The organism is Verrucomicrobiota bacterium (genome assembly GCA_016871535.1).
Classification (GTDB): Bacteria; Verrucomicrobiota; Verrucomicrobiia; order Limisphaerales; family SIBE01; genus VHCZ01.
Genome location: VHCZ01000062.1, coordinates 1 through 26,685 on the forward strand (window position 1 = coordinate 1; position 26,685 = coordinate 26,685).

The 26,685-nt window shown below is 60.6% G+C and carries 19 protein-coding genes; 9 read left to right on the forward strand and 10 right to left on the reverse strand.

Annotation, left to right across the window (positions count from 1 at the left end):
* From FJ398_10600 to FJ398_10625, 6 genes are all read left to right on the forward strand, one after another.
* The coding region (locus tag FJ398_10600; protein ID MBM3838397.1) for a hypothetical protein at positions 1-319 on the forward strand (319 nt) is incomplete at its 5' end.
* Positions 320-572: 253 nt separating this feature from the next.
* The gene (locus FJ398_10605; GenBank protein ID MBM3838398.1) at positions 573-2,393 is read left to right on the forward strand and encodes a phosphoenolpyruvate carboxykinase (GTP); all 1,821 of its coding nucleotides are present in this window, start codon (positions 573-575) and stop codon (positions 2,391-2,393) included.
* Between the two features lie 256 nt (positions 2,394-2,649).
* Positions 2,650-3,828, forward strand: coding sequence for a pyridoxal phosphate-dependent aminotransferase (locus tag FJ398_10610; protein MBM3838399.1), 1,179 nt, complete (start codon positions 2,650-2,652; stop codon positions 3,826-3,828).
* A gap of 11 nt (positions 3,829-3,839) precedes the next feature.
* A complete protein-coding gene (locus FJ398_10615; GenBank protein ID MBM3838400.1) occupies positions 3,840-5,129 on the forward strand; it encodes a citrate synthase in 1,290 nt (429 codons plus the stop codon).
* A 28-nt stretch (positions 5,130-5,157) separates the two neighbouring features.
* A complete protein-coding gene (locus FJ398_10620) occupies positions 5,158-5,904 on the forward strand; it encodes a serine esterase (GenBank protein ID MBM3838401.1) in 747 nt (248 codons plus the stop codon).
* A gap of 33 nt (positions 5,905-5,937) precedes the next feature.
* Positions 5,938-7,311, forward strand: coding sequence for a DUF362 domain-containing protein (locus tag FJ398_10625; GenBank protein MBM3838402.1), 1,374 nt, complete (start codon positions 5,938-5,940; stop codon positions 7,309-7,311).
* 12 nt (positions 7,312-7,323) lie between these two features.
* Here FJ398_10625 and FJ398_10630 read toward each other — a convergent pair whose 3' ends face one another.
* Positions 7,324-7,881 (reverse strand): flagellar basal body P-ring protein FlgI, encoded by a 558-nt coding sequence (locus tag FJ398_10630; GenBank protein ID MBM3838403.1) that lies wholly within the window; start codon positions 7,879-7,881, stop codon positions 7,324-7,326.
* A 208-nt stretch (positions 7,882-8,089) separates the two neighbouring features.
* Between FJ398_10630 and FJ398_10635 the strand changes: the two genes are divergently transcribed.
* On the forward strand, positions 8,090-8,809 hold the full coding sequence (locus FJ398_10635) for a type II secretion system protein (GenBank protein ID MBM3838404.1): 720 nt from the start codon (positions 8,090-8,092) through the stop codon (positions 8,807-8,809).
* Between the two features lie 313 nt (positions 8,810-9,122).
* On the opposite strand, the gene FJ398_10640 is transcribed toward FJ398_10635, so the two are convergent.
* From FJ398_10640 to FJ398_10680, 9 genes are all read right to left on the reverse strand, one after another.
* Positions 9,123-10,424 (reverse strand): metallophosphoesterase family protein, encoded by a 1,302-nt coding sequence (locus FJ398_10640; GenBank protein MBM3838405.1) that lies wholly within the window; start codon positions 10,422-10,424, stop codon positions 9,123-9,125.
* 199 nt (positions 10,425-10,623) lie between these two features.
* Complete coding sequence (locus FJ398_10645) at positions 10,624-12,018, reverse strand: HAMP domain-containing protein (GenBank protein ID MBM3838406.1); 1,395 nt, start codon at positions 12,016-12,018, stop codon at positions 10,624-10,626.
* Between the two features lie 135 nt (positions 12,019-12,153).
* A complete protein-coding gene (locus tag FJ398_10650; GenBank protein MBM3838407.1) occupies positions 12,154-12,825 on the reverse strand; it encodes a response regulator transcription factor in 672 nt (223 codons plus the stop codon).
* Positions 12,826-12,946: 121 nt separating this feature from the next.
* Positions 12,947-14,479: a DegQ family serine endoprotease gene (locus tag FJ398_10655; protein MBM3838408.1), complete on the reverse strand. Its 1,533-nt coding sequence runs from the start codon at positions 14,477-14,479 to the stop codon at positions 12,947-12,949.
* A gap of 412 nt (positions 14,480-14,891) precedes the next feature.
* Positions 14,892-16,001 carry an alanine dehydrogenase gene (gene ald / locus FJ398_10660; protein MBM3838409.1) on the reverse strand — a complete coding sequence of 370 codons (1,110 nt, stop codon included), beginning with the start codon at positions 15,999-16,001 and terminating at the stop codon, positions 14,892-14,894.
* Between the two features lie 215 nt (positions 16,002-16,216).
* Complete coding sequence (locus tag FJ398_10665) at positions 16,217-17,683, reverse strand: PDZ domain-containing protein (GenBank protein ID MBM3838410.1); 1,467 nt, start codon at positions 17,681-17,683, stop codon at positions 16,217-16,219.
* A gap of 16 nt (positions 17,684-17,699) precedes the next feature.
* Entirely contained in the window at positions 17,700-19,247 is a 1,548-nt protein-coding gene (locus FJ398_10670) for a serine protease (protein ID MBM3838411.1), read from the reverse strand.
* Between the two features lie 299 nt (positions 19,248-19,546).
* Positions 19,547-20,794, reverse strand: coding sequence for a (Fe-S)-binding protein (locus FJ398_10675; protein ID MBM3838412.1), 1,248 nt, complete (start codon positions 20,792-20,794; stop codon positions 19,547-19,549).
* 333 nt (positions 20,795-21,127) lie between these two features.
* Entirely contained in the window at positions 21,128-22,513 is a 1,386-nt protein-coding gene (locus FJ398_10680) for an FAD-binding protein (protein MBM3838413.1), read from the reverse strand.
* A 145-nt stretch (positions 22,514-22,658) separates the two neighbouring features.
* On the opposite strand from FJ398_10680, the gene FJ398_10685 reads away from it, so the two are divergent.
* Both FJ398_10685 and FJ398_10690 read left to right on the forward strand, forming a co-directional pair.
* Positions 22,659-23,900 carry an ATP-binding protein gene (locus FJ398_10685; GenBank protein MBM3838414.1) on the forward strand — a complete coding sequence of 414 codons (1,242 nt, stop codon included), beginning with the start codon at positions 22,659-22,661 and terminating at the stop codon, positions 23,898-23,900.
* Positions 23,901-23,958: 58 nt separating this feature from the next.
* Positions 23,959-26,685: CRTAC1 family protein (locus tag FJ398_10690; protein MBM3838415.1), on the forward strand; the 2,727-nt coding region annotated here is incomplete at its 3' end.

Sequence of the window (26,685 nt, forward strand, 5' to 3'; positions counted from 1 at the left end):
GTCCCTACCCAGATCGCGGAAGGAGCCAGTCACTTTTTTCACGAGCTTCCCGTGGTGGCAGCTCGAGCCGCGCGACGAACTGGCCGGAGAGAACACGTTGCTCCTCGCCGACGCTGGCCGCCGCTACGTGGCGTATTTGCCGAAGAGCGGCTCGGCGAAATTCACGCTCGCTGCCGGAAACTATTGCGCTCGCTGGTTCAATCCGCGCCTGGGCACCTGGCGTGATTTGCCGCCTGTGGCGCAGAGGACCGAAGGCGCATGGTTTTCTCCACACGCGCCCGATGCAGGTGATTGGGCGCTGTTGTTGGACGCGAAATAGGCCCCAAAGCCAGTTGACACCGTTTGCTCAATCGTTAACCTCCCTGCCCACTGGCCGAACCAGGGAAAGCGCAGATTCGCTGTCTCTGGCTTGCAGCCCCTGCAATCTTGAAAGGCGGATGGTGGCGACCCGCCGGGGCTGCTCAAGAAAGAACATGCCAGCGGTCCCTGTGGTGACCGACTGGTTTTAGGCCTGTGGATCAACTCATTCGGGCTGCGGCCCGACACGAACCCAATTGAATTTGAATTTGAACATGTCAACAGCCCCCACGAAAAATCGAAGGCTCCTCGCCTGGGTCGAGGAGATGAAACGTCTCTGCCAACCCGCCGACATCCATTGGTGCGACGGCTCCCAGCAGGAATACGATTCCCTCTGCGAACTGATGGTGCAAAGCGGCACTTTCACGCGCCTGGACCCGAAATTGCGCCCCGGCTGTTTCCTGGCCCGCTCGCATCCGAGCGATGTGGCGCGCGTCGAAGATCGCACCTACATTTGCGCGGCGACCAAGGAAGCCGCGGGGCCGACGAACAATTGGTTCGATCCCGCGGAAATGCGGCAAAAGTTGCAGGGCCTGTTCAAAGGCTCGATGGCTGGCCGCACGATGTATGTGATTCCGTTTGCGATGGGGCCGCTTGGCTCGCCGGTGTGCAAGGTCGGCATCGAGATCAGCGATTCGCCTTACGTCGCCGTCAACATGCGCATCATGACGCGCATGGGCCAAGCCGCGCTGGACAAACTCGGCGCGGACGGCCCGTTCATCCCGTGCCTCCATTCCGTGGGCGCGCCCCTCAAGCCCGGCCAGGCCGACACACCATGGCCGTGCGAACCGGACCCGGCCAAGAAATACATCGTGCATTTCCCGGATGATTCTTCGATCTGGTCGTACGGTTCGGGCTATGGCGGCAACGCGTTGCTGGGCAAGAAATGTCTCGCGTTGCGAATCGCTTCCCTGGTGGCGCGCAAGGAAGGCTGGATGGCGGAACACATGCTCATTCTGTCGCTCACCTCGCCGCAGGGGAAAAAGTATTACGTGTGCGCCGCGTTTCCGAGCGCGTGCGGCAAGACCAATCTCGCCATGATGCAGCCGAGCCTCCCCGGCTGGACCGTGCGCTGTCTGGGCGACGACATCGCCTGGATTCGCGTGGGCGCGGATGGCCGGCTTTACGCGATGAATCCGGAGACTGGCTTTTTCGGCGTGGCTCCGGGCACGTCGAACAAATCGAATCCGAACGCGATGGCCACGGTGGCCCGCAATACGATCTTCACAAACGTGGTGCTGCGGCCCGAAGGCGACGTGTGGTGGGAAGACATGGGCGTGGCACCGCCCGCCCAAGGCATCGACTGGGAAGGCAAAGACTGGACGCCGGAGTGCGGGCGCAAAGGCGCGCATGCGAACGCCCGTTTCACCGCGCCGGCCGCGCAATGTCCGGTGATCGATCCGGACTGGGAAAATCCGGAAGGCGTGCCCATCGCGGCGTTTCTGTTTGGCGGACGCCGTCCGTCCACGATTCCGCTGGTGAACGAAGCGTTCAATTGGGAGCACGGCGTTTTCCTGGGTTCTTCGGCCGGTTCCGAGACCACTGCCGCCGCGCTGGGGCAAGCCGGGGTGCTTCGCCGCGATCCGTTCGCCATGCTGCCGTTCTGCGGCTATCACATGGGCGATTACATGGCGCACTGGCTTTCGATGGCGGAGCGCACGGATCGCCGCAAGTTGCCGAAGATTTTTTTCGTGAACTGGTTCAGGAAAAATGCCGACGGCAAATGGCTCTGGCCCGGTTACGGCGAAAACAGCCGCGTGCTCAAGTGGATTTGCGAACGCGTGGAGGGCACGGGCAAATCCGTGGAAACGCCTATCGGCCATTTGCCCGCGCCGGAAGCGCTGGACCTGTCCGGCCTCAACGTCAGTCCGGACGATCTTGCCCAACTCCTGGCGGTCGATGTCGAAGGTTGGAAAAAAGAAGCCGAAGACATCGCGGCGTATTACACGAAATTGGGCAGCCATGTCCCCAAAGCGCTGGAAAAGCAGCTTTACGAATTGGGGCAAAGGTTGGCGCAAACGTCCCTCCGAAAGTGACAGACTCGAATGAGCGATCTCCTCTGGGAAAGAATTTGCATATTGTCTCTTCTCCCTCTCCTCCCCCCAAGGGAGGAGAGGGGCGGGGAGAGGAGGACTGTTGTCTCTTGCAGAATGCCCCTCTCCTCGATCCTCCCCCCACTCGTTCCTCGCGGGGAGAGGAAGAAAAGCCGAGGATTGTCGGTTCGGTTGGTTCAACGCCAATCCAAAGTTCCCACGCATTGACAGAACATTCACTGCCGAATACATCGAACGCATGACGAATTATCGAATCTCACAACGCGCCGCGTCCCTCTCGCCGTCGCTCACCTTGGCCATCGATGCCAAGGCCAAGCAAATGAAAGCCGAAGGCCAGGATGTCGTCGGCTTCGGCGCCGGCGAACCGGACTTCGACACGCCCCAGCACATCAAAGACGCCGCGGCCAAGGCGCTCGCGGAAGGTTTCACCAAATACACGCCTTCGAGCGGCATTCCGGAGTTGCGCCAGGCCATTGCCGACAAGTTCAAACGCGAGAACGGCCTCACCTACAAGCCGAGCCAAATCATTGTCTCCTGCGGCGGCAAACACTCGTGCTACAACATCATCCTCGCCACGTGCCAGGAAGGCGATGAAGTCCTCATTCCGTCGCCGTATTGGTTGAGCTATCCGGAAATGGTGAAACTCGCGGGCGCCAAACCCGTGATTTTGCCAACCACGGACAAAACCGAATTCAAAGTCACACCCGATCAGTTGCGGGCCGCCCTGACGCCGCGCACGCGGTTGTTCATTCTCAATTCGCCGAGCAACCCCACCGGCTCCGTGTATTCCCCGGACGAAATCAAAGCGCTGGGCGACCTTTGCGTCGAGCGCGGCGTGCTCATCATGAGCGACGAGATTTACGAGCACTTGCTCTACGACGGCGCGAAACACAAGAGCGTGGCGAGTTTCTCCCAGGCGCACTACGACCACACCATCGTCGTGCATGGCTTCGCCAAAGCCTGGAGCATGACCGGTTGGCGGTTGGGGTTTCTGGCCGCGCCCGAACCGATTGCCAAAGCGATCGACGCTGTGCAAAGCCACAGCACGAGCAACCCGACATCGTTCGCACAGAAAGGCGCCGTGGCCGCGCTGACGGGTTCGCAGGAACATCTGCCGAAGTGGCTGGCGGAGTATGACCGGCGCCGCACCTACGCGCACAAGAAGCTCAACAGCATTCCCGGCATTTCGTGCGTGAACAGCAAAGGCGCATTCTACTTGTTCCCGAATGTTTCCAAGCTCGGGCTGAACTCCTCCGATTTCTGCGCGAAGCTGCTCGAACAGCAGAAGGTGGCCGCCGTGCCGGGCATCGCGTTCGGCGCGGACGAATACCTGCGCATCAGCTACGCCACGAGCATGGCGAACATCGAGAAAGGGCTGGACCGGCTGGAGAAATTCGCCGCGACTTTAGCGAAGTAACCTTTGAAACCATGAGCAAAACGGCAAAACTTGAGTTGGACGGAAAGGTCTATGAACTTCCCGCCGTCGTTGGCAGCGAAGGCGAGGTTGGGATCGATATCAGCAAGCTGCGCGACCAGAGCGGCTGCATCACGCTCGACGATGGCTACGGCAACACCGGTTCCTGCGTCAGCCACATCACGTTTATCGACGGCGAAAAGGGCATCCTGCGGTATCGCGGCATCCCCATCGAGGAACTGGCGGAGAAATCGTCGTTTGTGGAGACGGCCTTTTTGATCATCTACGGGCATTTGCCCAACCACGCCGAAATCAGGCGCTTCTCCGATTTGCTGACGGAGAATCAGATGCTGCACGAGGACTTGAAGTATCATTTCGAGGGTTTCCCTTCGAGCGCTCATCCGATGGCGATCCTCTCCTCGATGATCAACGCGAGCAGTTGCTTTTACCCCGGTTTGATGGGGCCGGCCAACAAGGCCCGTTTCGAAGTGCACGCGGCGCGGCTGATCTCTCAAGTGCGCACCATCGCGGCTTTTTCGCACCGCAAGTCGCACGGGCTGCCGATCATTTATCCCAAGCCCGCTTACAAGTACACGGCCAACTTCCTGCACATGCTCTTTTCCGAGCCGTATCAGGATTTCGATTTGAAACCCGAAGTGGTCAAAGCCCTCGATCTGATTTTCCTGTTGCACGCCGATCACGAACAGAACTGCTCGACCTCGACCGTGCGCATGGTGGCCTCGAGCCAGGCCAATTTGTTTGCCAGCGCTTCGGCCGGCGTCTGCGCGCTCTGGGGCCCCCTGCACGGCGGCGCCAATCAGGCCGTGATCGAAATGCTCGAGGAAATCCACCAGTCCGGCGACGACGGGCGGCGGTTCATCGAGGCCGCCAAGGACAAGACCAGCGGCAAAAAATTGATGGGTTTCGGCCATCGCGTGTACAAGAACCACGACCCCCGCGCCAAGATCATCAAGAAAGCCTGTGATGACGTGCTCGGCACGCTGCGCATTGCTGATCCGTTGCTCGATATCGCCAAGCGGTTGGAAGAAGCGGCGCTGAAGGATTCCTACTTCATCGACCGCAAACTTTATCCGAACGTGGATTTCTACAGCGGGATTATCATGCGCGCGCTGGGCATCCCGACGGAGATGTTCACCGTCATCTTCGCCATCGGCCGCATGCCGGGCTGGATCGCGAATTTCAAGGAGATCATGGACGAGCCCAAGACGCGCATTTATCGTCCGCGCCAGATTTACATCGGCCCGAAGCTCAACCCCTACGTGCCGATCACCGAGCGGAAGTGATCCGCGTCACTGCTTCAATCGCGCGGTGATGCGGCCGGCGGGTCGCCCCTGGAATCGCGCCCGGGGCTGTTCTGCGCCACGTTGTCACCGACAGATGCGCCGCGCTTCGCTTGCTGAGCGGGAGCTAACCGGATTCCATCCTGGCATGCTTAAAACCGAACTGATCCCGGCGCCGGAGGAAAGCTCTTCGCACTTGATGATCGTGCTCCACGGGCTGGGCGACAGCCTGGAAGGATATCGCTGGCTGCCGCAAATGATGAAGCTGCCCTGGCTGAATTATCTGCTCGTCAACGCGCCGGACGAATACTACGGCGGATTTTCCTGGTACGATTACGCCGGCAATCCCGAACCCGGCGTCCGCCGGAGCCGCCAGCTCTTGTTCGAGTTGCTCGACGGCGAGCGCGACGCTGGATTTCCGACGGAGAAGACGCTTGTGTTCGGGTTCTCCCAGGGTTGCTTGCTGACCATCGAAATGGGCGTGCGGTATCCTCACAAGTTGGCCGGCTTGATCGGGATCAGCGGTTACGCGTTTCAGCCGGAGCGGCTGGTCAAAGAACTCTCACCCGCAGCCAGCCAGCAGCGGTTTTTGCTCACTCACGGGACCCGGGACAGCCTCATCCCGATCGCGCCGGTTCGGTCGCAGATCGCCGGGCTCAAGTCCGCCGGTCTGCAAATCGAGTGGCACGAGTTCGAGAAGGAGCACACGATCGCGGGGGAAACGGAACTCCGCGTGATACGAGAGTTTGTTCAGCTTTGCCGCGTACCCCCTCGGTAAACGGCGGTAGAGCGACGTTCCTGCCGAGCCTCGATGGCATTGGCTCGGCGGGAGCCTTGCTCCACCACGGCGAGCGAACGTCCGCTTGACTTCGGCGGCCATTCACCGCGTTATGATCCACAGACTACTATGAGCCCAGAATTCCCACGCATGATCCAACTGCGGCAGAAATATCCGCGTTCTGCGCCGCTCGACATTCCAGCCGTGATTCGGCAAGGGTTCGAATCTCAGAAGCTGCTCGCCAACATCAAACCGGGCGCGCGGATCGCCGTGGCCGCCGGAAGCCGCGGCATCACGCACGTCCAAGAAATCGTCGCCGCGGTGATCGACACGCTCAAGGTTGCGGGCGCGCAGCCGTTCATCGTGCCCGCCATGGGAAGCCACGGCGGCGCCACGCCCGAAGGCCAGACGGAAGTCCTGGCAGAGTACGGAATCACCGAGGCACACGTGAAGGCGCCGATCCAGGCTGCGATGGACGTGGAGCGGATTGCCACCACCGAAGACGGCGTGGACGTTTATTTCAGCGCGGAGGCGCTGCGCGCGGACGGCATCGTCGTCGTCAATCGAATCAAGCCGCACACGGATTTCAGCGGCGCGATCGGCAGCGGCATCCTCAAGATGCTGGTCATCGGCCTGGGCAAACGCCTGGGCGCTGCCACGTTTCACGCCGCTGCGCTGCGGCTGGGCTACGAACGAACCATTCGGTCCATCGCCCGGATCAGCCTGAAGAAGGCGCCGATCCTCTGCGGTGTGGCGTCGATTGAGAATCAGCTTCATGAAACGGCCCAGATCGCCGTGCTCAGGCCGGAAGAAATCGAGCGGCGCGAAGAAGAACTCTTCGCGGAATCAAAGCGTCTGATGCCGAAACTTCCCTTCGACAACATCGACCTGTTGATCGTGGATCGCATCGGCAAAAACATCAGCGGCTCCGGCATGGACCCCAATATCGTCGGGCGGCGGATTCAAGGCTTTTCCTCCTCGCAAGCCGAGGCGGCTCCGGTGGGGGCCAAGATTCACCGCATTTTTGCTCGCGAGCTGACGCCGGAGACCAACGGGAACGCCATCGGCATCGGCTTCGCAGACTTCACGACCGCGCGATTGGCAAAGGCGATTGATTATCGAGCCACCGCGGTGAATGCGCTGACGGCGTTGACGCCCCAAAGCGCCAAAGTGCCGATCTTCTTCGACACGGACCGCGAAGCGATTCATCAAGCGCTGCTCTCGCTCGCGCTGCCGGACGTTTGCCAGGCGAAGGTGATTCGAATTGCCGACACCCTCTCGCTCGGAGAAGTGGAAGTTTCGGAAGCCTACGCCTCGCAGATCAACAAGCGCGCCGATCTCGAAGCGGTCCACGGCCCAGGCGAGATGAAGTTCGATGCGTCGGAAAATCTGCTGCCGCTGGCATGAGAGATCCTGCGTTCATCGGCTTGAAGGCCTGGCTTTCGCCTCAAGCTCTTCCGCGATCTGCACAACAATTTTCCCCGGCGAGAATCCGACTTCACTGACGTTGGTCCGGACATTGACCACGACGATGCCCGTGCGTTCATCGATTACGATGATTTGTGCGGGAAACTCCGATCTGATTTCGATGCCTTGGATTTGGGCGATGAATTCGACCGGGGCGTCCCGATGAGCATCGGGAATCCTCACCCAGATGGTTTTTTCGTCCAAAGCCCGGCTCGCATTGGGGAACCTGGCGTTGATGGCTTCAGCGATTCGCCAGGCAGGAAAGCGGATTTCATCTCTCGAAAACAGACGAATTGCATTATCGGACACCAATTCGACGGCGCTTTCCTTCTTCACAACCGCGCCACTTTCAATGAAACCAGCAACAGGACGCCGCGCCGCGATGTTGTTCCTGGTCTCGGGGAAGCGTGCCACCGCCGTGACTGGCCCTTTTGCAAGCGCAAGCATGATCGGCACTGACCCAAGGGAGCAATTCGCTGGCACACTCCGCGGGATTGGAAGAATTTTCATGGCGGTCTCTGCGGAGCACACCCAATGCCACGTGATTCATCGGCCCAAGCCCCTCCAAGTTCATATAGGAAGCTGTGCGGACCGCAGCCTTCAGGCTGCTTCCGCGCACTCTCCGCAGTCAGGCGTTGAAGCGGCCTAAAGGCCACAGTCCGGAGGACCGCATGAACTTTCTCATTGCGACTCTCCGGCAATTAACCAAAATCCGACTATGCGTTCCACCAGAGCCTTCGTTCGGAATTCGATTTCCGCGTTCACCCTGATCGAATTGTTAGTCGTTATCGCGATTATCGCCATCCTCGCCGGCATGCTGTTGCCGGCGCTGGCGCGGGCCAAGGGCAAGGCCACGCAGATCAAATGCTTGAATAACGAGAAACAGATTGGCATCGGTTATCACCTCTACGCCGACGACAACAATGAGTATTACACCCTGCAACGCGATTGGGCTTCCGGCGGCGGAACCAACGGCGCGTATGACGTGTTCGTGGCCGCCACCAATCGGCCGCTGAACCGTTACGTCGAAGCCGTCCAGAGTTTCCAATGCCCGAATGACCGAGGGGATCTCCTGCGCACCGCGAGCAATTGCTTCAAGCAATACGGGAATAGCTACCTCGTCCAATTCCAGCACGATTCCTTTCGCGTCCGCCACGTGGCCGGTGATTTGAACTTCGCCCGGAGCACCTACGAAGGCACGCCGATCAAAACCAGCGAAATCGCGCGCAGCCCGGCGAACAAGGTGATTCAAGGCGATTGGCCGTGGCACGCGAATCGAGGGAACCTCGACAAGCGGAGCATCTGGCACAATTACAAAGGCAAAAGCCGCTTCAACATGCTGATGGGCGACGGCCATGTGGAGTTCTATCTGTTCCCCAACGAGCTGGCCAACTGGACGCTGTCGCCTGCGCCGGACCCGAACTTCAAATGGTGGTGAAAGCCAACTCGAGGCAGGACAGGGTGCGTTCAAGTGAATCTCGTTACTCCGCCTTTGCCATGCAGCGTCATTGACAAGGAGTCGTTGCCCCGTCATTCGCGAGGCAGGATGCCTCGGGAACTGACAGGCTGGAAGCCTGCCCTACATGGCCTCCGAGAAAATTCCGGACCATAGACGCCCTGACCGGGTTCAGGGCCTCAATGCGTGTTCGAAAAAGTGTGGCGGTTTTTCATGAATCCTCTGGTGGGGCGAGGTTTCATGGGCGCCAATGCACGCAAGATTTGCGTGGCCAGTGGCGATCCACGTTCTCGCTTCAATTCCTGCTCACGTTCACGACCGGCCCGTTGCCGTCCAACCGGAATTCGTCGATCGCGCGGCCATCAATATCGACCGACTTCACGTGGCGCCGATCGCCTTGAAAGGTCACGAAGTTGACGTGATTGATGGATTCCGCGCGCGCCAGGTACCACGTCTTGTCCACGGGATGGGTTTTTCGGGGAAGGACACCCCAGCAACCGTCGCCCACGTACACGATTCCCTTCGGATCGATTTTGCCGGCGCGCAACGGATGCGTGCGTTTGTAGGTGTGATCGTGGTGCTCGAACACCAGACGGAGTCCGCCTTTCTCAAAGAGCGGCACCCAATTCTCGCGGATCATTTCGGACACCTGGCCCCTGTAAGGGCGGTAGGATGGATAAGCGGGCACGTGATACGCCGCGACGATGTGTTTGACGTGCCGGCGCCGGTTGAGCGCCTGCTCCAGCCATTCGGCCTGTGGCCCCGCGACCCGGTTCGCGTGAAATGAATCCAAAAGGAAAACGCTCAGGTAATTGCCGAAGTCGAGCACGTTGTAGCCAGGCTTGCCGGGCATGGAGAACAGGCTGAAGTAATAGGGGGAGCGATTCGGCGAAATGCCGCTGCCCACCCCGCCGCCGCCTCGCGTGTAAACGTTCCCGTGAGTCTCGTGATTGCCAATGGCCGGAAGGATGGGAATGAGCCGCCCGTCCGGCGCGACCATTTCGGTCATCCACACTTCCAGAAAATCAAACCAGCGCCGCGCATTGGCCGGATTCCCGTTCTCGTAGGCAATGTCCCCGCCGACGATGGCGAAGTGCGGGTCCAACTCCGCCACCTGCCGGCACATGACTTCGTAACGTTCCCGATCGCCATAGACATCGCCGCCGACCGCGAAACGGACGGGCTGATCTCCGGTCGCGGGCATGGTGCGGAATTTGTTGGTGGGCGAATCCGGCTCGAACCGAAACCCCAGCGCGCCTCGCGCCATGAGTTTGCCCAGGCGGAAGCGATATTCCGTGGACGGTTTCAGCCCGGTCAGTTCGACCGTGTGCACGATGCGATTGGTGAACGGCATCGGATGCCAGGCGCCCACCGCCAGGTTCCATTTCCTTGATTTCGCTTCCCGATACTGCAACGCCGGATCGCGAAACCCATCCGTCCAGTCGCTGTGCCAATGAACGGTCATCGTCGTGCTGGGTTCGCGTTGCCAGGTCAAATACAGCGCGGGCGGGTCAAATTTCACCGGCTCGGCCGCGAAGCTAACCGGCACGAAGAGGATCCAGATAAAACTCAAGCTCAAGAACAATCGCGTATTCATGGTCGCAAAATTCCTTCCGATAAATTGGCCCAAAAAACAGTGCAGAAGAAAGGACGACGGCGCTGAGTGAGCAAGAATTGACGGTCAAAGTCAATGCGGACAATCCAGGCAGAATCAACTCGCTGAGCTGGCCGCGAATGACCAGATCAACCAGGCCGTGTTGCGCGACAGCATGGCGTTGGACGAATAGCCTCCCTTTTCACGCCGGAAGCCGCACGGTGAATTCGGAGCCCTGGCCCACTTCGCTCCTCACTTCGACCCTGCCACGATGCGTTTCAACGATCGCTTTCACCAGACTTAAGCCCAGGCCCAATCCGCGCTGCGACCGGCTTTTGTCGCCGCGAAACAGGCGCTCCCAAATGCGGCCTTGCTCTTCGGGCGGAATGCCAATGCCCGTATCGCGAAATCGGATCACGACCGATGTCGCGTCCTTTCGCGTCTCGATTTCCACCTTTCCGCCGTCCGGCGTGTATTTGAGCGCGTTGTCGAGGAGGTTGGCCAGCACTTGGCGCATCCGGCTGGCGTCCACGAGCGCGACGCACGGCTCGGCAAGCCGGCGGTTCACGGCGATGCGTTTTTCTTCGGCCACGTACTGGTAAAGCTCAATGACGTCCTGGATCAGTTTCGAAATCTCGGTGGATTCCAGGTTCAACTTCATCGCGCCCGCCTCGGCTTCGGCGACGTCCATCAGCGTTTTGAGCATGGTCAGAACGCGGTCGGATTCCTCCACGCAATCGGCCAGGGCTTCCTGAGCTGTGGCTGGGTTCGGATTTTCGCGAAGCGCCATTTCCGCGATGCCCCGCAAGCGGGCCATCGGCGTGCGCAGATCGTGCGCGACGTTGTCCAGGGATTCGCGCATGCCTTTGATCAGCGCCTGATTTTTGTCGAGCATGCGGTTGAACAGTTGGGCCAGTTCGTCCAGTTCGTCGTCCGAACGGCGCACCGGCACACGGGCGTCGAGGTTGCCCGTGTCGATAATGGACCGGGCTGTGGCCACGATTTGCCGCACGGGTTTCATAGCCCGGTAGGCAAACACCGCGCCCCCAAACACACCCAGCACCGCGATGAGCGACATCGCGCCAATGGCGATGGCCCGGAAAGGTTGCAGCAAAGTCTTGCGGTTGTCCGTTGTTCGGCCAACCCGGAGCGTGGCCCCATCCCTGAGGACGATCGATCCGATAATGAGTTCTGCTTCCTTGTCGCGGGGAATTCGCACCCAGCCTTGCTGCAACCGGTAAGGGCCAACTTCAAGCACGTTTGGGTCGAACTCGATCCAATCCTGCGGCACGCTCAACAGGCGTCCTTCTCCCCAGGAATTGACGAACTGGACGAATAGAGATTTTTGCTTCTCCTCGCTGCTCTCCACCCAGCGCTGCAAGGCGCGCAGACCTCCGCTCTGGTAAATCGCGGCGTATTCCGTGAGCCGGGCCTCGATGACTTCGCGATCCTTGCGCCACAGACCGATCACAAGCAGAACGTAAAAGACTAGAAAGAGCAGCGATGCGCTCAGAATGAAGATCAGCGCATACCAGAGGTTCAGCCGGAAGGTGACCGTCCGGACGACACTGAGAAGGCTGGAGGGCCTAGGCCGCATAGTCAAAAAATGGGTGGCACGGGCTACCAGCCCGTTTTCGGCGGCAACTTGCCGCCGAAGAAGACGGCAGGCTGGTAGCCTGCCGCAACAGGCCAGTGGCCTGTTCCACCCAAAAAGACGTTTCCGAAACACGCTTCAGGCTTTGAGGACATAACCCACCCCGCGCAAGGTTTGAATGAGTTTCTTTGGAAAATCTTTGTCCACTTTCGAGCGCAACCGGTGGACGAGCACATCGACGACGTTCGTTTGCGGATCGAAGCTGTAATCCCAGACGTGTTCGAGAATCATCGTTTTGGTCACGACCCGCCCTGCGTGGCGCATCAGATATTCCAGCAAGGAAAACTCGCGCGCTTGCAACTCGATCTTCTGGTTGCCGCGCGTGACCTCGCGCGTCAACAAATCCAGCGTGAGATCCCCGACGGCCAGGCGCGTCGGCTCGGACGTATTGGTGGCGCGGCGGATCAGCGCTTGCACGCGCGCCAGCAATTCGGAGAAGGCGAACGGTTTGGTGAGGTAATCGTCGCTGCCCGCTTGCAGGCCTTTGACGCGGTCATCGACCGACGCTTTGGCGCTGAGGATGATCACCGGCACCCGGACGTTCTCCTTCCGCAGCGTCTGCACGAGGCTCAAACCGTCCAACTTCGGCAGCATGATGTCGATCACCGCCGCGTCGTAGGAGGTGTTGCGGGCCATGAACAGCCCTTCTTCACCGTCGGCGCAATGATCGACCGCGAAGCTGCTTTGCTTGAGCCCGTTCACGACGAACGAGGCGATCTTCTTGTCATCTTCAACCACAAGCACGCGCATTCTGGGTCAAGGTTTAAGGTTCAAAGTACAAAGTTCAAAGTTCAAAGTTCACTCCGTACACCAAAACGCCCTCCCGGCAGAGAGTTCGTTAGCCGGGAGGGCGCACCCAGTGGACCGTTGTTTACCGGCCCTTGCCCTCGTCCACGACAAGGTACCGTGTTCCGCCCCTGCTCCAAACGCGCAGGAGAGTGGTTCTGTCCTTGGCTTTCTCGGTCAAAGCGACGGCATCCTCGGCGCCGCGCACGCGCTGGCGATTGACCTCCAGGATCACGTCCCCAGGACGCAATCCCGCATCATAAGAAGCGGAATTGGGCTCGACCTGCATCACCAAAGCGCCTTCCAGATCGCGTGGAATCCCGTATTGCCGGCGAGCGGCAGCGTTGAGGTCGCCGACGGTCACGCCCTGGAGGGTCTCATCCGAAGGCGTATCCCTTCTTCGATCCGCGCGAGTCGTTTGCTCGGAGTCCGGCAATTCTTTTAGAGTGACCTCGATGGTTCGAGGCTTGCCGTCGCGCAGAATTTTCATGCGCGCTTTGCTGCCGGGCGCGAGCTGGCCAACCTGCAACTTCAAATGCCGGCTGTCTTTGGCGGGTTTGCCGTCGAGTTCGGTCACGATGTCTTCGACTTTCAAGCCGGCTTTCTCCGCAGGACTGCCGGGGAGGACCTCGGTGATGATTACTCCGGATTTGTCCTGGAGATCAAATTCCTTGGCCAGCGACGGATTGATATCCTGGAGCCAAACCCCGAGGTAACCCCGAATGACGCGGCCATGTTGAATGATGCTCTCCATGACGCTCTTCGCCAGGTTGACAGGGATGGCGAACCCGATCCCTTGATTGCCGCCGCTCATGCTCACGATGTAGGTATTGATGCCGATGAGCCGGCCCTCGGCATCGACCAACGCGCCGCCGGAATTTCCAGGGTTGATCGCGGCATCCGTCTGGATGAAATCGGCGTAATCGATGTCCACGCCCAGGCCTGCGCGTCCCGTCGCGCTGATCATGCCCATGGTGACCGTCTGGCCGACTCCGAACGGATTCCCGATCGCCAGGACCAGATCGCCCACCTCGATCTTGTCGCTGTTCGCCAGGTCGAGCGCAGGCAAGTCTTTGGCGTCGATCTTCAGCACGGCGACATCGGATTTCGGATCGGTGCCGACGACCTTGGCGGTGTATTCCCGGTCATCGGAATTCAGGCGCACTTTGATCTCGTCCGCTTTTTCGACGACGTGATTGTTGCTCAGGATGTAACCGTCTTTCGACACAATGACGCCGGAACCGATCCCGCGCTGCTTGGGCGGGCGAAAGCCGCGCCGCGGATTTCCGGAATCGAAATCATCGCCAAAGAAGCGCCGGAACAATTGATCGTTTAAGAAAGGGATCTGCGGGTAGTCGGTCTGCTTGACGTTCGTTTCGGTAAAAATGTTCACGACGCCAGGCGCGACTTTCTTGACGACGGGCGCGAAGCTGGTCGTGAATTTGCCGTCCCGGTTGATCGGCTTGTCATCCACAACCAGGCGAACGGCTTTTTCCTTCGAATCATCCTGGGCTTGAGTGATCCCGATAAAAGCCAGGCTGGCCAGGGTGATCGCGAACGTTCCCGCCAGCCACGCGGCAGGATCCCTTCCGAAGATTTGTTTCATGGGTGTGCTCATAGGTAATCGAATCGTTGTTTAAGTTTGAGTTTGATTTCGTTGCGTTTTCTGGACGACACCCTCGCACACCAGGCTGGCGCGAACCTTTCTTCAAAATTACAAGTTTGTAACGCACTGCGGACCGGGGGGCCTGGGGTCTCGCTGTTTTCAGTGGCTGACGCGCTCGTTCCATTCCAAGCCAAACTGTCCCTCGGCCGCCGTCTTCCCCCTCACCCTGGCCCTCTCCCTTGGGGAGAGGGAAGATCGTCTGCCACGCTGAAGCAAGTCCTGATGCATCAGACTGGCGGATGCGCAGTGATGGGTCTCCCTCTCCCCCAGGGAGAGGGCTGGGGTGAGGGGGAAGGAAGCGTTCATCCACCGATGATGCCAGCACTGAAAGTAGCGACGAACACTGAGGAAGCGTTGGCAGGCCTTACCGTGAGGCAAAATTCAGTTTCACCCACGGCAGGCCGTGCGCCTCGGCGACGGCGCGGCAAATCAGCCGTCCTTTCAAAACATTGACGCCGTTCCCAAGCGCGGGTTGCTTCTGACAAGCTTCCTCCAATCCGTGGTCCGCGAGCAATTCAATGTAACGAAATGTCACATTCGTCAGCGCTTGCGTGGCGGTGCGGGCATACGCGGCGGGCATGTTGGCCACGCAATAGTGGGTCACGCCTTCTGCGGTGAACACAGGTTGATCGTGAGTCGTGGGGCGGGAGGTCTCGGCGCACCCGCCTTGATCGATGGCGATATCGACCAGCACGCTGCCCGGCCGCATGCGCCGCAGCATTTCCCGCGTGATCAGCCGGGGCGCTTTGGCGCCAGGGACGAGCACCGCGCCGATCAAGAGGTCCACGTGAGGAAGCAATTCCAGCAGTTGATTTTCGTTCGAGTAGAGCGTGTGCGCGGTGTGGAGCGTGATGTCCAAAAAACGCATGCGCTCCAAATCGACCTCCAGGACCGTCACGTCCGCGCCCAGACCCGTGGCCATGCGCGCGGCATTCACGCCCGACACTCCGCCGCCGAGAATGACGACGCGTCCGGGCAGAACGCCCGGCACGCCTCCGAGCAACACGCCGCTGCCGCCGCGGTGCTTGGCCAGATAATAGCCGCCCACAACAATGGACATGCGGCCGGCGATTTCACTCATGGGCTCCAGCAGCGGCAGGCGGCCATTCACTTCGATCGTTTCGTAAGCGAGAGCCGTGACGCCGGACTTCATCAAAGCTTCGGTCAGTTCCCGATTGGCGGCGAGGTGCAGGTAGGTGAAGAGGATCTGGCCGGCGCGCAACCGCGGATACTCGGAAGGCTGCGGCTCCTTCACTTTGACAATCAACTCCGCCTCTTCAAAGAGAACCGCTGAGTCGTCCAGAACCCTCGCTCCAGCGTGCGCATAATCGCCGTCCGGAAAGCCCGCGCCCGCCCCGGCGCCGCGTTCGACCAGGATTTGATGCCCGCGCTTGATCAATTGGTAAGCGGCCGACGGGGGCAGCGCGACGCGATACTCCTGTTCTTTGATTTCCCTGGGAACTGCAATGATCATGGCCGGAGTGAACGCCCAAAAGAGCCCCGCCGCAAGCCAAGCTGGAAGGATCAGTTTGAAGTGGAGGAGCACGCGCGCGCTCGCGTGTTCCGACCGGCGCCCCCGCCGGTCGGAAACGTCGGAGAAACCGTACTATCGAAAATCTCTATTCAGACGAAAGACTGTGCTCGGCGGAGCGCCGACCACCGCACGCGAGGTCGCGTGCGGTCCCCATGCTACGGCGAGACCCACGCCTCGACGATTTGCTTCACAAGCGCGGCGGGCAGCGCGTAGGAGGCCACGCGTCCGGCGCGGGCGATATTGAGGCCGATGGCTTCGCCGTCGAGATTCACCAAGGGCCCGCCGCACTGCCACGGTTGCAGGATCGTGTCGTGTTGAATGGCGAGGTCAAATCCATCCGCGCGTTGGCTGAGTTCGCCGCCCATGCGGTTCATCCGCTCCTGGCGATTCAGCCCGCCGCGTCCGCGTCCGGTCCGGCGCGGCTGGCCCGGGGATTCGGGCATGATTTTCACGCGGATTTCGATTTTCTTCTCTTCGCGTTTGACGAGTAGTTTCACGAAATCGCCGGGCGTGATTTGGCCGAGCATTTCCATCAAACCGGCGCGATCTTCCGCCGGATCGTCGTTCAAGCTGAGAATGAGATCGCCGGATCTCAACCCGGCTCGTTCCGCTCCGCTGCCGGGAGTAACCGAGCGGACGGCGGCGGCGCTGGATTCGGATTCCAATTGCACGCCCACAAACGGCGGCGGCTCAGCCATCATGGGAACGTCCGCGTCGAATTCTTCCTCGCCGCGCCGGACGCGGAGCTTGACCGTCTCGCCTTCGCGGAACTGGCGGAGCGCAGACATCAATTCTTCACTGTCTTTTATCGGCTCGCCGTTCACGCTCACGATGGCATCGCCCGCTTTCAATCCGGCCCTTTCGGCGCCGAGTCCCTTCGTGATGCGCCCGATCACGGCCTTTGCAGTGTCGAAGCTGAGAGAAACGCCGATGTAAGCGCGCTTGTGCAGCTTGCGGACCGGCACGCTGATAATGCCGGCGCTTTCTGGCGTGATGCCGATGCCGGGCGTGACCGCCCATTGGCCGACCGCGACATCCCCGGGCGCCCATTCGATGGGTTTCAAACCGGCAGCCGTGACTTTTACCAACGCCAGATCGTTTTCTTCGTCCACGCCGAGCACAGTGCTTTCGACCTCCCGTCCGTCCGAGAATCTGGCCGTGAGCTTGCCGTCCTTGATCTCGCTGGCTTTGGTGAGAACCAAGCCATTCGCGTCGATGATCGTGCCCAGCGAGACGGTCTTTTCGTTTTGGATGAGCTCGACGATGGAATCGCGCGCGGCGGCGGCAGCCGGAGCGAACGCTTGCAGCGTCATGGCCCCGCTCTTGAAGCGGCTTTCGGGAAGGGTGAGCGGGCGAACGCGCGGACTTGGAGTCGTGGCCGCCTGCGCCAGCAGAGTCAGTGACAACAGCAGGAAAGCGCGAAGAGCGTATGTGGAGATCTTCGGGGGCGGTTTCTTGACCACGGATTTCACGGATGCGGAAGTGGTCTTATCCGTGCGATCCGTGTACTCTGTGTGGGCGAGTTCCAAAGCCTTGGAACTTGTCGAGCTTCTGCGGAATGCAATTCCGCGATACAGCAGATTACAAATCTGCGCTACGTCAAACAGATACTCACTCTTCATACAGGCATGGAGCTTTCTACCTCAGGCCGGACGGGCGGTCTTCAACGGTCACATCGATCGTGATTTCCGAATCGCCTCGCTTGACCGCCAGCGTCACTTTCTCCCCGAGTTTCGCCCGGGACAATTGCTTCGCGAAAGCCTCGAAGCCTTTGAAGCCTTTCCGGTTGAAGCTCGTGACTACGTCGCCCACTTGCAGCCCCGCTTTTTCGCCAGGCCCGCCGCGGTGGACCAGTTCCACGCGGAAGCCTTCCGGATGATCGACGCCCCAGACGCCGACCCACGCCTGCGCCGGCGGTCGTCCGTCACCCCAAATCTCGCCTCGCGCAAGCCGCTCCCAGGTCTCGGAATAAGTCGCGATGGGCACGTGGAAGTTCGCGGCGGTCGAATCGCTGATCCGGCTGTGAATGCCGACCACACGGCCGTGCATGTCGAACAGCGGCCCGCCGGAATCGCCCGCGATCAACGTGCAATCGGTTTGCAGCGCGTTCTGAGCCAGCCGAATGATGCGGCCCAGCCGAACCACCAGCGGGCGATACGGATCGAACCCACCCGGATGTCCCAGCGCCAGCACCCAATCGCCCAGGCGCGCTTGATCGGGATCGCTGATTTCGACGTGCGGCCAGCGGTCCGAGCCGGTGATTCTCATGAGGCCGGCGTCGATCTCATGGTTCGTGCCGAGCGTTTTGCCTTTGGCCGTTTTGCCGTCGGGAAAAACGAAACTCACGTCCAGGCCGGGCCGCACGGCGACATGGGCGGCCGTCAGCACCAAACCGTCCTCGGAGATGACCACGCCACTGCCGCTGCCCATGCCGACGCGCACCGCCACCACCGCGGGGGATACACGATCCAGGAGTTTCTTGACCTGACGCTCGATTGATTTCAGGTCCTCAGTCGAAGTTGGGGCGTCTTTGCGAAAAACACCCGCGAGGCGTTCGGTTCTGCCGGGCAATGGTTTCTTGGGGATGGCCGGCTCTTCTTGCGTGGGCGCGTCCTTCGCGGCCTGCTCGTTTGGAGAGACTGGCCTGTCCTGCGCCAGCAACGGCCAGGCCAGCAACAAACCGGCGATAATGTAGGGCAGGCTTCCAGCCTGCCAGTTGCAAGTGCATCCTGGCGCCTGTAAGTCGGCGGCAGGATGGCGCGTGGACCAGCAGGGGGAAAGTCTGTATCTGTTCAACGTTTTGCCGAGATTCCTTCGCGCCAGACCAAAGGACGCCTTGATTCCCCTCACCCTTGCCCTCTCCCCAAGGAGAAAGTTCCCTTTCCGTGATCGCAGTTTGATCTGGGCGCTAAGGCCTGCTCCAGCGCAGCGCAAAAGACCCCCTCTCGCCAAGGGAGAGGGCCGGGGTGGGCGCGACTCAGAACGATCCGCACATTCAAAATGCTGAAAGGCGCTAAACAAACAAGGACGCCTGCCCCACAACAGCGCCATCACGGGGGAGCGCGACGCGCGTCGTCGGACGACGAAACGGCTCGACGACTCGCGCAGGATCGCCCATGCAGGGAGCGCCAATTTCAACATGCCGCTATAGACGCGCTTCGTGCGAAACCGGGTTTCAAAATTCATTCGGCGAAGAGGTATTGGGTACAGGGAAAGTCCCTGCGGACCTGCACACGGCCCTTGAACCGAAGAAACGTGCGGACCGCAGCCTTCAGGCTGCTTCGGCGCACTCTCTGCATGCGAGCGCTGAAGCGGCCTAAAGGCCGCGGTCCAAAGAAACGGTTCATGCTTCCACGCTTCCCAGCGGTGCGCACGGCGCTTGAACTCATCGCCGGTTGCGCGGTGCTGCCGCCCCGCCGCATGAGCAAAGACCGGCCGCGCGGCAGCGCAGCCCTACCGGGTTCATGGCAAGCCTCGACGACCTCTCAGGCTCTCTTGCGATACGCCTCCGCGAGCAGCGTGATCGGATGCGCGACACGCAACGCCATCCCGCGCCGTCTGGCCCCGTTGATGATCTGGAGCAAACAGCCGGGATTGCCGGTCGCGACCACTTCGGCGCCGGTGCTGCGGATGTGATCGAGCTTGCGGTCCAGAAGGTCCGTGGCCATCTCCGGCTGGATGAGATTGTAGATGCCCGCGCTGCCGCAGCACCAGGTGCTTTCCGGGAGTTCGATCAGTTTGAGGTTGGGAATGGCGCGCAAGACCTGGCGCGGTTGCGCCGTGATTTTCTGGCCGTGGCAGAGATGACACGCTTCGTGATACGTCACGTTCTGCAACGGAAGGCCGTTGGGCGCCGGAGAGTCGATGCCGATGTGCGCGAGCCATTCATGAATGTCTTTCACTTTCGCGTCCCAACGTTCCGCGCGCGCAAGATAGACAGGATCGTCGTGAAGAAGCTTCGCGTAATGCTTCAGATGCGAGCCGCAGCCCGCCGCGTTCGTAATGATCGCGTCGTATTCCTCTGGAGGAAACTGGTCGATTTGCTTGCGAGCCAGTTGTTGCGCCAGTTCCCATTCGCCGTTGTGCGCGTGGAGCGAGCCGCAACACATTTGCTCCGGTGGCGTCGCGACTTCGCAGCCGTTGTGGGCCAGCACTTCCGCCGTGTCGCGGTTGATGTTGCTGAAGATCAAATCCTGCGCGCACCCCGTCAGCAGGGCCACACGGAAGCGGCGCTTCCCGCGCGCCGGCGTGACGGGTTCGATCAGATCGGCGGAGAAACGGGGTTGAATCGACGGTGTCATCGCCTCCAGTTCGCGCAGCCGCCGGGGAAGCAACTTCAGCAGGCCGCTTCGGCGCAAGAAAGTTTGCACGCCGAGCCGTTGAGAGAGGCGGAGTGCAAGGCCGACCCATTGCAGGCGGTTCAAATCCATGAACAGCCAGCGCAAGGTGAAGTTCCGGATCAGGCTGCGCCGCGGCGATTGCAGCACACCACTGGATTCCGCCTCCGCTCGGGCGTGCTCGAAAAGCTCCGCGTAATTTACGCCGGCCGGACAGGCGGTCATGCACGCGAGGCAGCCCAGGCAAAAATACATTTCCTCCGCGAAGGCGCGACTGGGTTCGAGCTGGTCATCCGCGATGGCCCGCATGAGGGCGATGCGCCCGCGCGGGCTGTTGCGTTCGAGCTTTGTCGCGTCGTAGGTGGGGCAGGTCGGCAGGCACAGCCCGCAGTGCATGCACTGTTGCACCACGGAGTAGTCCAGATTCTTCAGATGGGATGTTGAATTCAAATCGGGATTTCGGGTTGCTCGCGGTTTCAAGTGGCTGCGGCCTGAGTAGTTGAACGCTGCGTTCCCCTCACCCCGGCCCTCTCCCGTGGGGAGAGGGAGTATTGGTCGCCGCATTCCCAGGGATCAAACGCCCCAAAGGTCTCCTGGCGCAGCATGCCGTTTCCCCTCTCCCTGGGGGAGAGGGCCAGGGTGAAGGGGAAGGGGTTAGTAGAAGGTCCGTTGGCTTTGAATGTGATGGCTGCATCAACGCCAAAAAAGCAAGTAATGAACTCGGTTCGGCTAATCAAACATCTTGCCTGGATTCAAAATTCCATTGGGATCGAGCGCGCGGCGCAATTCGCGCAGCACCCGCATCTGGGCGTCGCCGGCAAACTTGGGGAGGATGCTCTTCTTCGCCAGACCCACGCCGTGTTCGCCCGTGATGGTGCCGCCGAGCCGGATCGCTTCGTCGAAGATTTCTTTGAAGGCCTCCTCCACGCGGTGCATCTCGTCTTTGTTGCGTTCGTCCGTCAGGAACGTCGGATGCAAATTGCCGTCGCCCATGTGGCCAAACGTGCCGATCTTCAATCGGTATTTCTTGGCCACGGCTTCGACAAAGCGAATCATCTTCGCCAACTCGCTGCGCGGCACGGTCGCGTCTTCCAGAATCGTCGTCGGGGCGATGCGAGCCAGCGCGGAGAACGCGGTCCGCCGGGCGCTGGCCAGTTTCGCGGCTTCCGCGTCGTCCTTCGCCACGCGGACTTCCAGGCAACCTTTGTCCCGGCAGATTTTTTCCATTTGCGCCGCTTCCTCGGCGACGGCCGCAGGGTGTCCATCGGTCTCCATCAGCAACAACGCTTCGCAATCGAGCGGCAACCCGATCTTCGCGTAATCCTCCACGCAATGAATCGTCATCCGGTCCAAAAACTCCAGCGTGCACGGGATAATCTGCGCCGCGATGATCGCGGACACCGCTTCGGCAGCGTGATCCATCTGGGCGAACGTGGCAACCATGGTTTTCTTGGCCTGCGGTTTGGGGATCAATCGCAGCAGCACCTTGCTCATGACGCCGAGCGTGCCTTCGGAGCCGATGAAAAGATCCTTGAGCGAATAACCCGCGACGTCCTTCACGCATTTGTTTCCGGTCCAGAGAATCTCGCCATTCGGCAAAACCACTTCCAGGCCCATGACGTAATTGCGTGTGATCCCGTACTTCAGGCCGCGCAATCCGCCGGAGTTCTCCGCCACGTTGCCGCCAATCGTGGAAATGCGCATCGACCCCGGATCAGGCGGATAAAAAAGGCCCGCCGCGGCCGCGGCCTCGGCGACCTGCAACGTGGTCACGCCCGGCTCGACCAGCATTGTGAGATTCGCGCGGTCCAATTCGAGAATCCGGTTCATCTTGACCGTGCAAAGAACCACGCAGCCCGGACTGGGCAAGCTGCCGCCGCTCAGTCCTGTGCCCGATCCGCGCGTAACGACGGCGAATTTGGCGTCGTTCGCCAGCTTGAGCACGTCCGCGACTTCCTGAGTCGAGTGAGCAAAGACCACGCAACCGGGCATTTGTTGCATCGCCGCGGTGCCGTCGAAGGAATACGGAATCAAATCCTCTCTCGCCGTCAGAACGCTTTCGCGTCCGACCGCGAGCTGGAGTTGTTTGAGAATCTCTGCGCTGAGTGACATCATTTCGAGCCGCATGGAAAGGCGGTTGATCCTCGGATTCAAGCTTAGAAGAGGCCAGGCCATGCTGGCTATCACTCCTGATCCGGATCATCTGCCCATCCCCGCGAATGAAATTGATTTCATGGCATGAAATGATTTAGTTCCCGCCATGAATAGTATTCGCCCGCGCTGGTTTCTTCAAAACCTTGAGTCCGCGCTCAAGGGGATGCCCGTGACGGTCGTCACCGGCGCCCGTCAAACCGGGAAGACCACTTTGGTGAGGTCTCTCAGCCCTTCTCGCGCTTACTTCACCTTGGACGACGTGGGCATGCTCGACCAGGCGGAGCGGCATCCGGACGCACTGCTCCAGAGCCGCCCCGTGACACTGGATGAAGTGCAACGAACACCGTCGCTGCTGCTGGCGGTCAAACGGGCTGTGGACGAACGGAGGCGCGCGGGCGATTTCCTGCTCACCGGCTCTGCCCATCTTTTGCTCATGGGCCGTGTGGCCGACACGCTCGCCGGGCGAGCGCTTTATCTCGAACTTCCTCCCTTCTGCCCGGTGGAATGGCTGCAACGCAAGAACGCACTGTCGCCGCTCGACCGGCTGTTTGCCTCTGACTTTGATTTACGGGAGTGGCCAACGACCGCGGGCGATTGGCCGGCCTGGTTGCTGCGGGGCGGTTTTCCGCCGGCGCTCTTGATCTCAACCGACGGCGATCGTGGGATCTGGTTTTCTGCCTATGTTCAGACTTACCTCGAACGTGATCTCCGTCAATTGAGCAGCGTGTCGAGTCTTCCAGACTTTCAGCGGGTGATGGCGTTGGCCGCGCATCGCACCGGCCGCCTCCTGAACCAGGCCGACATCGCCCGTGACGCCGCCCTGACGCATCCCACCACGCACCGCTATTTGAATTTGCTGGAGACCGGCTGCCTCATCACGCGCATCCGCCCCTATGCCACCAATCCCAATGTCGGCCTGGTGAAGACTCCCAAGTTGCTCTGGACGGATTGCGGACTTGCGGCGTCCCTGGCCGGAATCAAGGCCCCATCCGACGCGACGACGCGTCCGGATGCCGGGTTTTGGCTGGAACAAACCCTGTTTCAGACGTTGCAGACGTGGCGCACTCTGGATCCTCTCCGGCGAAAGGTTCATTTCTGGCGAGACCGCGCCGGTCACGAGGTGGATTTCATTCTCGAACAGGATGGACAACTCGTGGGCATAGAGGTCAAGACGGGCAGCACCGTGGTTGGTTCCGACGCGACCGGCATCCGCGCTTTTCGCGATTCGCTAAAGAAGAAACAACCCTTCGTGCACGGCGTTGTGCTGCACGCGGGCCAGGGCCGACCGCTCGACACCGGCGTTTTCGCGCTGCCGTGGGGGTGGATGGTACCCGCTGCAACCTACTGATCAACCTCAGGACTTTCTCCTTGCTCGCGGGAACGCGGGCCACTATCCCAGCGAGGTCATGCCTTCGACGCGCCGAATCGCCACGCGGCTGCTTTTGTTTGTGATGGCTGCGGGCGCCGCCACCTACTTGCTTTTGCGAGTGTCGCGTGGCCCAGCGCCCGGTCGTGGCGCGGAGGCCGGCAACCGTTCGGAGGCGGCACAAAACGCTTCGTTCGTCAATGAGAAGGCCCTGAAAGCGGCTCTGGCTCTGGAAGCCCAGCGAAATGAACTCGACCAAACAGCATGGGCATCGGAGTTGACAGCGCAGAAGCACGAGGACGTTTTCGTGCGGCTGTGGGATCAGATGCGCGCCGGCGGGGATGCGATCGAAGTCCTGAAGAACTTTGAGTTTGGCGTGATCACTCTGGGAACATTGGGGCAAACGGAGACTCTCGAAAATGACGTCACCACGGCGCGTTCCGGACCGCCGACGCGACCGTTGCGCCCGGCTGATTGGCGGCAGATGCTGACGAAGCTTCAGGCGCAGGGCTGGCGCATCGAGAATTCGGAATGGCGCCACGTTGAGTTCCGGCACGCCAGCAACGAGGCCGCCACATCGGTCTTCGCCGTCACGTTGCACGGCAGGAATCAACCGCAGCCCGAACAGTTCGTGGCGCGCGGCCGGTTCAAAGTGACTTGGCGTCAAGGCGCGAACGCGGCAAAAGAACCTTCCCATGAGCCCGTCTCCCGGACTGTGGCCTTTAGGCCGCTTCAACCTTCGACTGCGGAGAGTGCGCGGAAGCAGCCTGAAGGCTGCGGTCCGAGCAGTTTTCAGTTCATGGGACGTGGGCATGGCTTCTCGGTCATGGGAGCTTCGCAGGAACCCGGTAGGGCTGCGCTGCCGCACAGCCGATCTTCGGTCGATGCGGCGGCGCGGCAGCGCCGCCCTACCGGCGATGGGTTCATGGTCGCTCCGCAAGGCCTGGAAGCCTTGGAGCCATTCCCGGAACGGATCGAGGTTTCCGAACTCGAATTGCTCCGGCGCCGCGGGGAGCCGGGATTCGAGTGGGCGCTGGCCCGCGAAATCAAGCCGGACCTGAACCCGACCTTCATCGACCCCCTGATTCTCTATGATCTGAACGGGGACGGACTTTCGGAAATCATCCTCGCTTGCCGGAATCAGATTTTCTGGAACTTGGGCAGCGGTCGATTCCGGGCGGCCAAACTCTGCGATGGCCTGACCAACGCCATTAACACCGCGGTGCTCGCGGATTTCACCGGCGATGCCGCGCCGGACCTGTTGGCGGCGGATGCCGAGGGTTTGTTGCTTTTTGCCGGAAACAGCCAGGGCAAACCTCTGGAACGCTCGGACGCCCAAGAACCCACCCATTCCCTTCCCGGGAGGGGAGATGCGTTTCGTGCATCGCCGGGAAGCGCCCTTCCTGGGCGGGGCGCAGGGGTGGGTTGGTTCGGCAGCGGACGCCGCATCCAGTTCACGAACGTCCCATTGCTCAATCCTTTCGTGATGACCGCCGGAGACATCGACGCCGATGGCGATCTCGATCTCTGGCTTGCCCAGTACAAACTTCCATACGTCGCAGGCCAGATGCCCACCCCGTATTACGACGCCAACGACGGCTTCCCTTCGTTTCTCCTCCTGAATGACGGGCACGGAGGATTTGTGGACCGAACAGAGCAAGCCGGCCTGGCAGCGAAGCGCTTTCGCCGGACCTACAGCGCCTCGTTCGTTGACCTGGATGACGACGCGGATCTGGATTTGTTCGTGGTCAGCGATTTCGCGGGCGTCGATGTTTATCTCAACGACGGTCGCGGTCGCTTCACTGACGCTACCCGTTCGGTGATCCGCGAGCCGCAGCTCTTTGGCATGGCGCACACGTTTGGCGATTACGACCTGGACGGTCTCCTGGACTGTTTTGCCATCGGCATGAACTCGTTCGTGGCTCAACGGCTTGCAGGGCTGAAGCTCGTCCCTCCAGGATTCCCGGACCCCGAGGGAATGCGCCAAAAGATGGCTTACGGCAACCGCCTGTATTTTCAGCGCGCGCGCCGTTTTGAGCAGACCCCGTTGAGCGATCAAGTCGCCCAATCGGGCTGGTCGTGGGGCGTGACTTCGTTCGACTTCGACAACGACGCGGATCCCGACCTCTACATCGCGAACGGACACAAAAGCCGCGTTTCCGCCAAAGATTACGAGTCGCAATTCTGGCGGCACGATATTTACGTCGCGAGTTCCGAACACGACCCGGCCCGCGACGTTTACTTCCAATCTACGGGTTCCAAACTTTACGGGGCGGGCTACTCCTACGGCGGTTACCACAAGAACCGGCTGTTCATGAATCGAGCGGGCCAATCCTTCGTTGAGATCGGGCATCTGATGGGCGTCGCCATGGAATTGGACTGCCGGAACGTCGTCAGCGACGATCTCGATGGCGATGGCAAAATGGATTTGCTGGTGACCACGCTCGAAGAATGGCCGCAAGCGCGGCAGAGCCTGCACCTCTTCAAGAACCGATGTCCCACTCCGGGAAACTGGATCGGCGTTCGGCTGCGCGAAGGCGGCGCTGGATTCTCTCACATCGGCACGCGGGTCACGCTCCACACCGCAAACCGGCGACAGGTGCGTCAGATCGTGATGGGCGATTCATATCGTTCCCAACACGCTCCAACAGTTCACTTCGGATTGGGCCCGGAGACGAGCGTCGTCGGCATTGAAGTGCGCTGGGGGAATGGCAAAACAAACTGGCTATCGAAACCGGCACTTAACCAGTACCATTCGGTGCCGAGA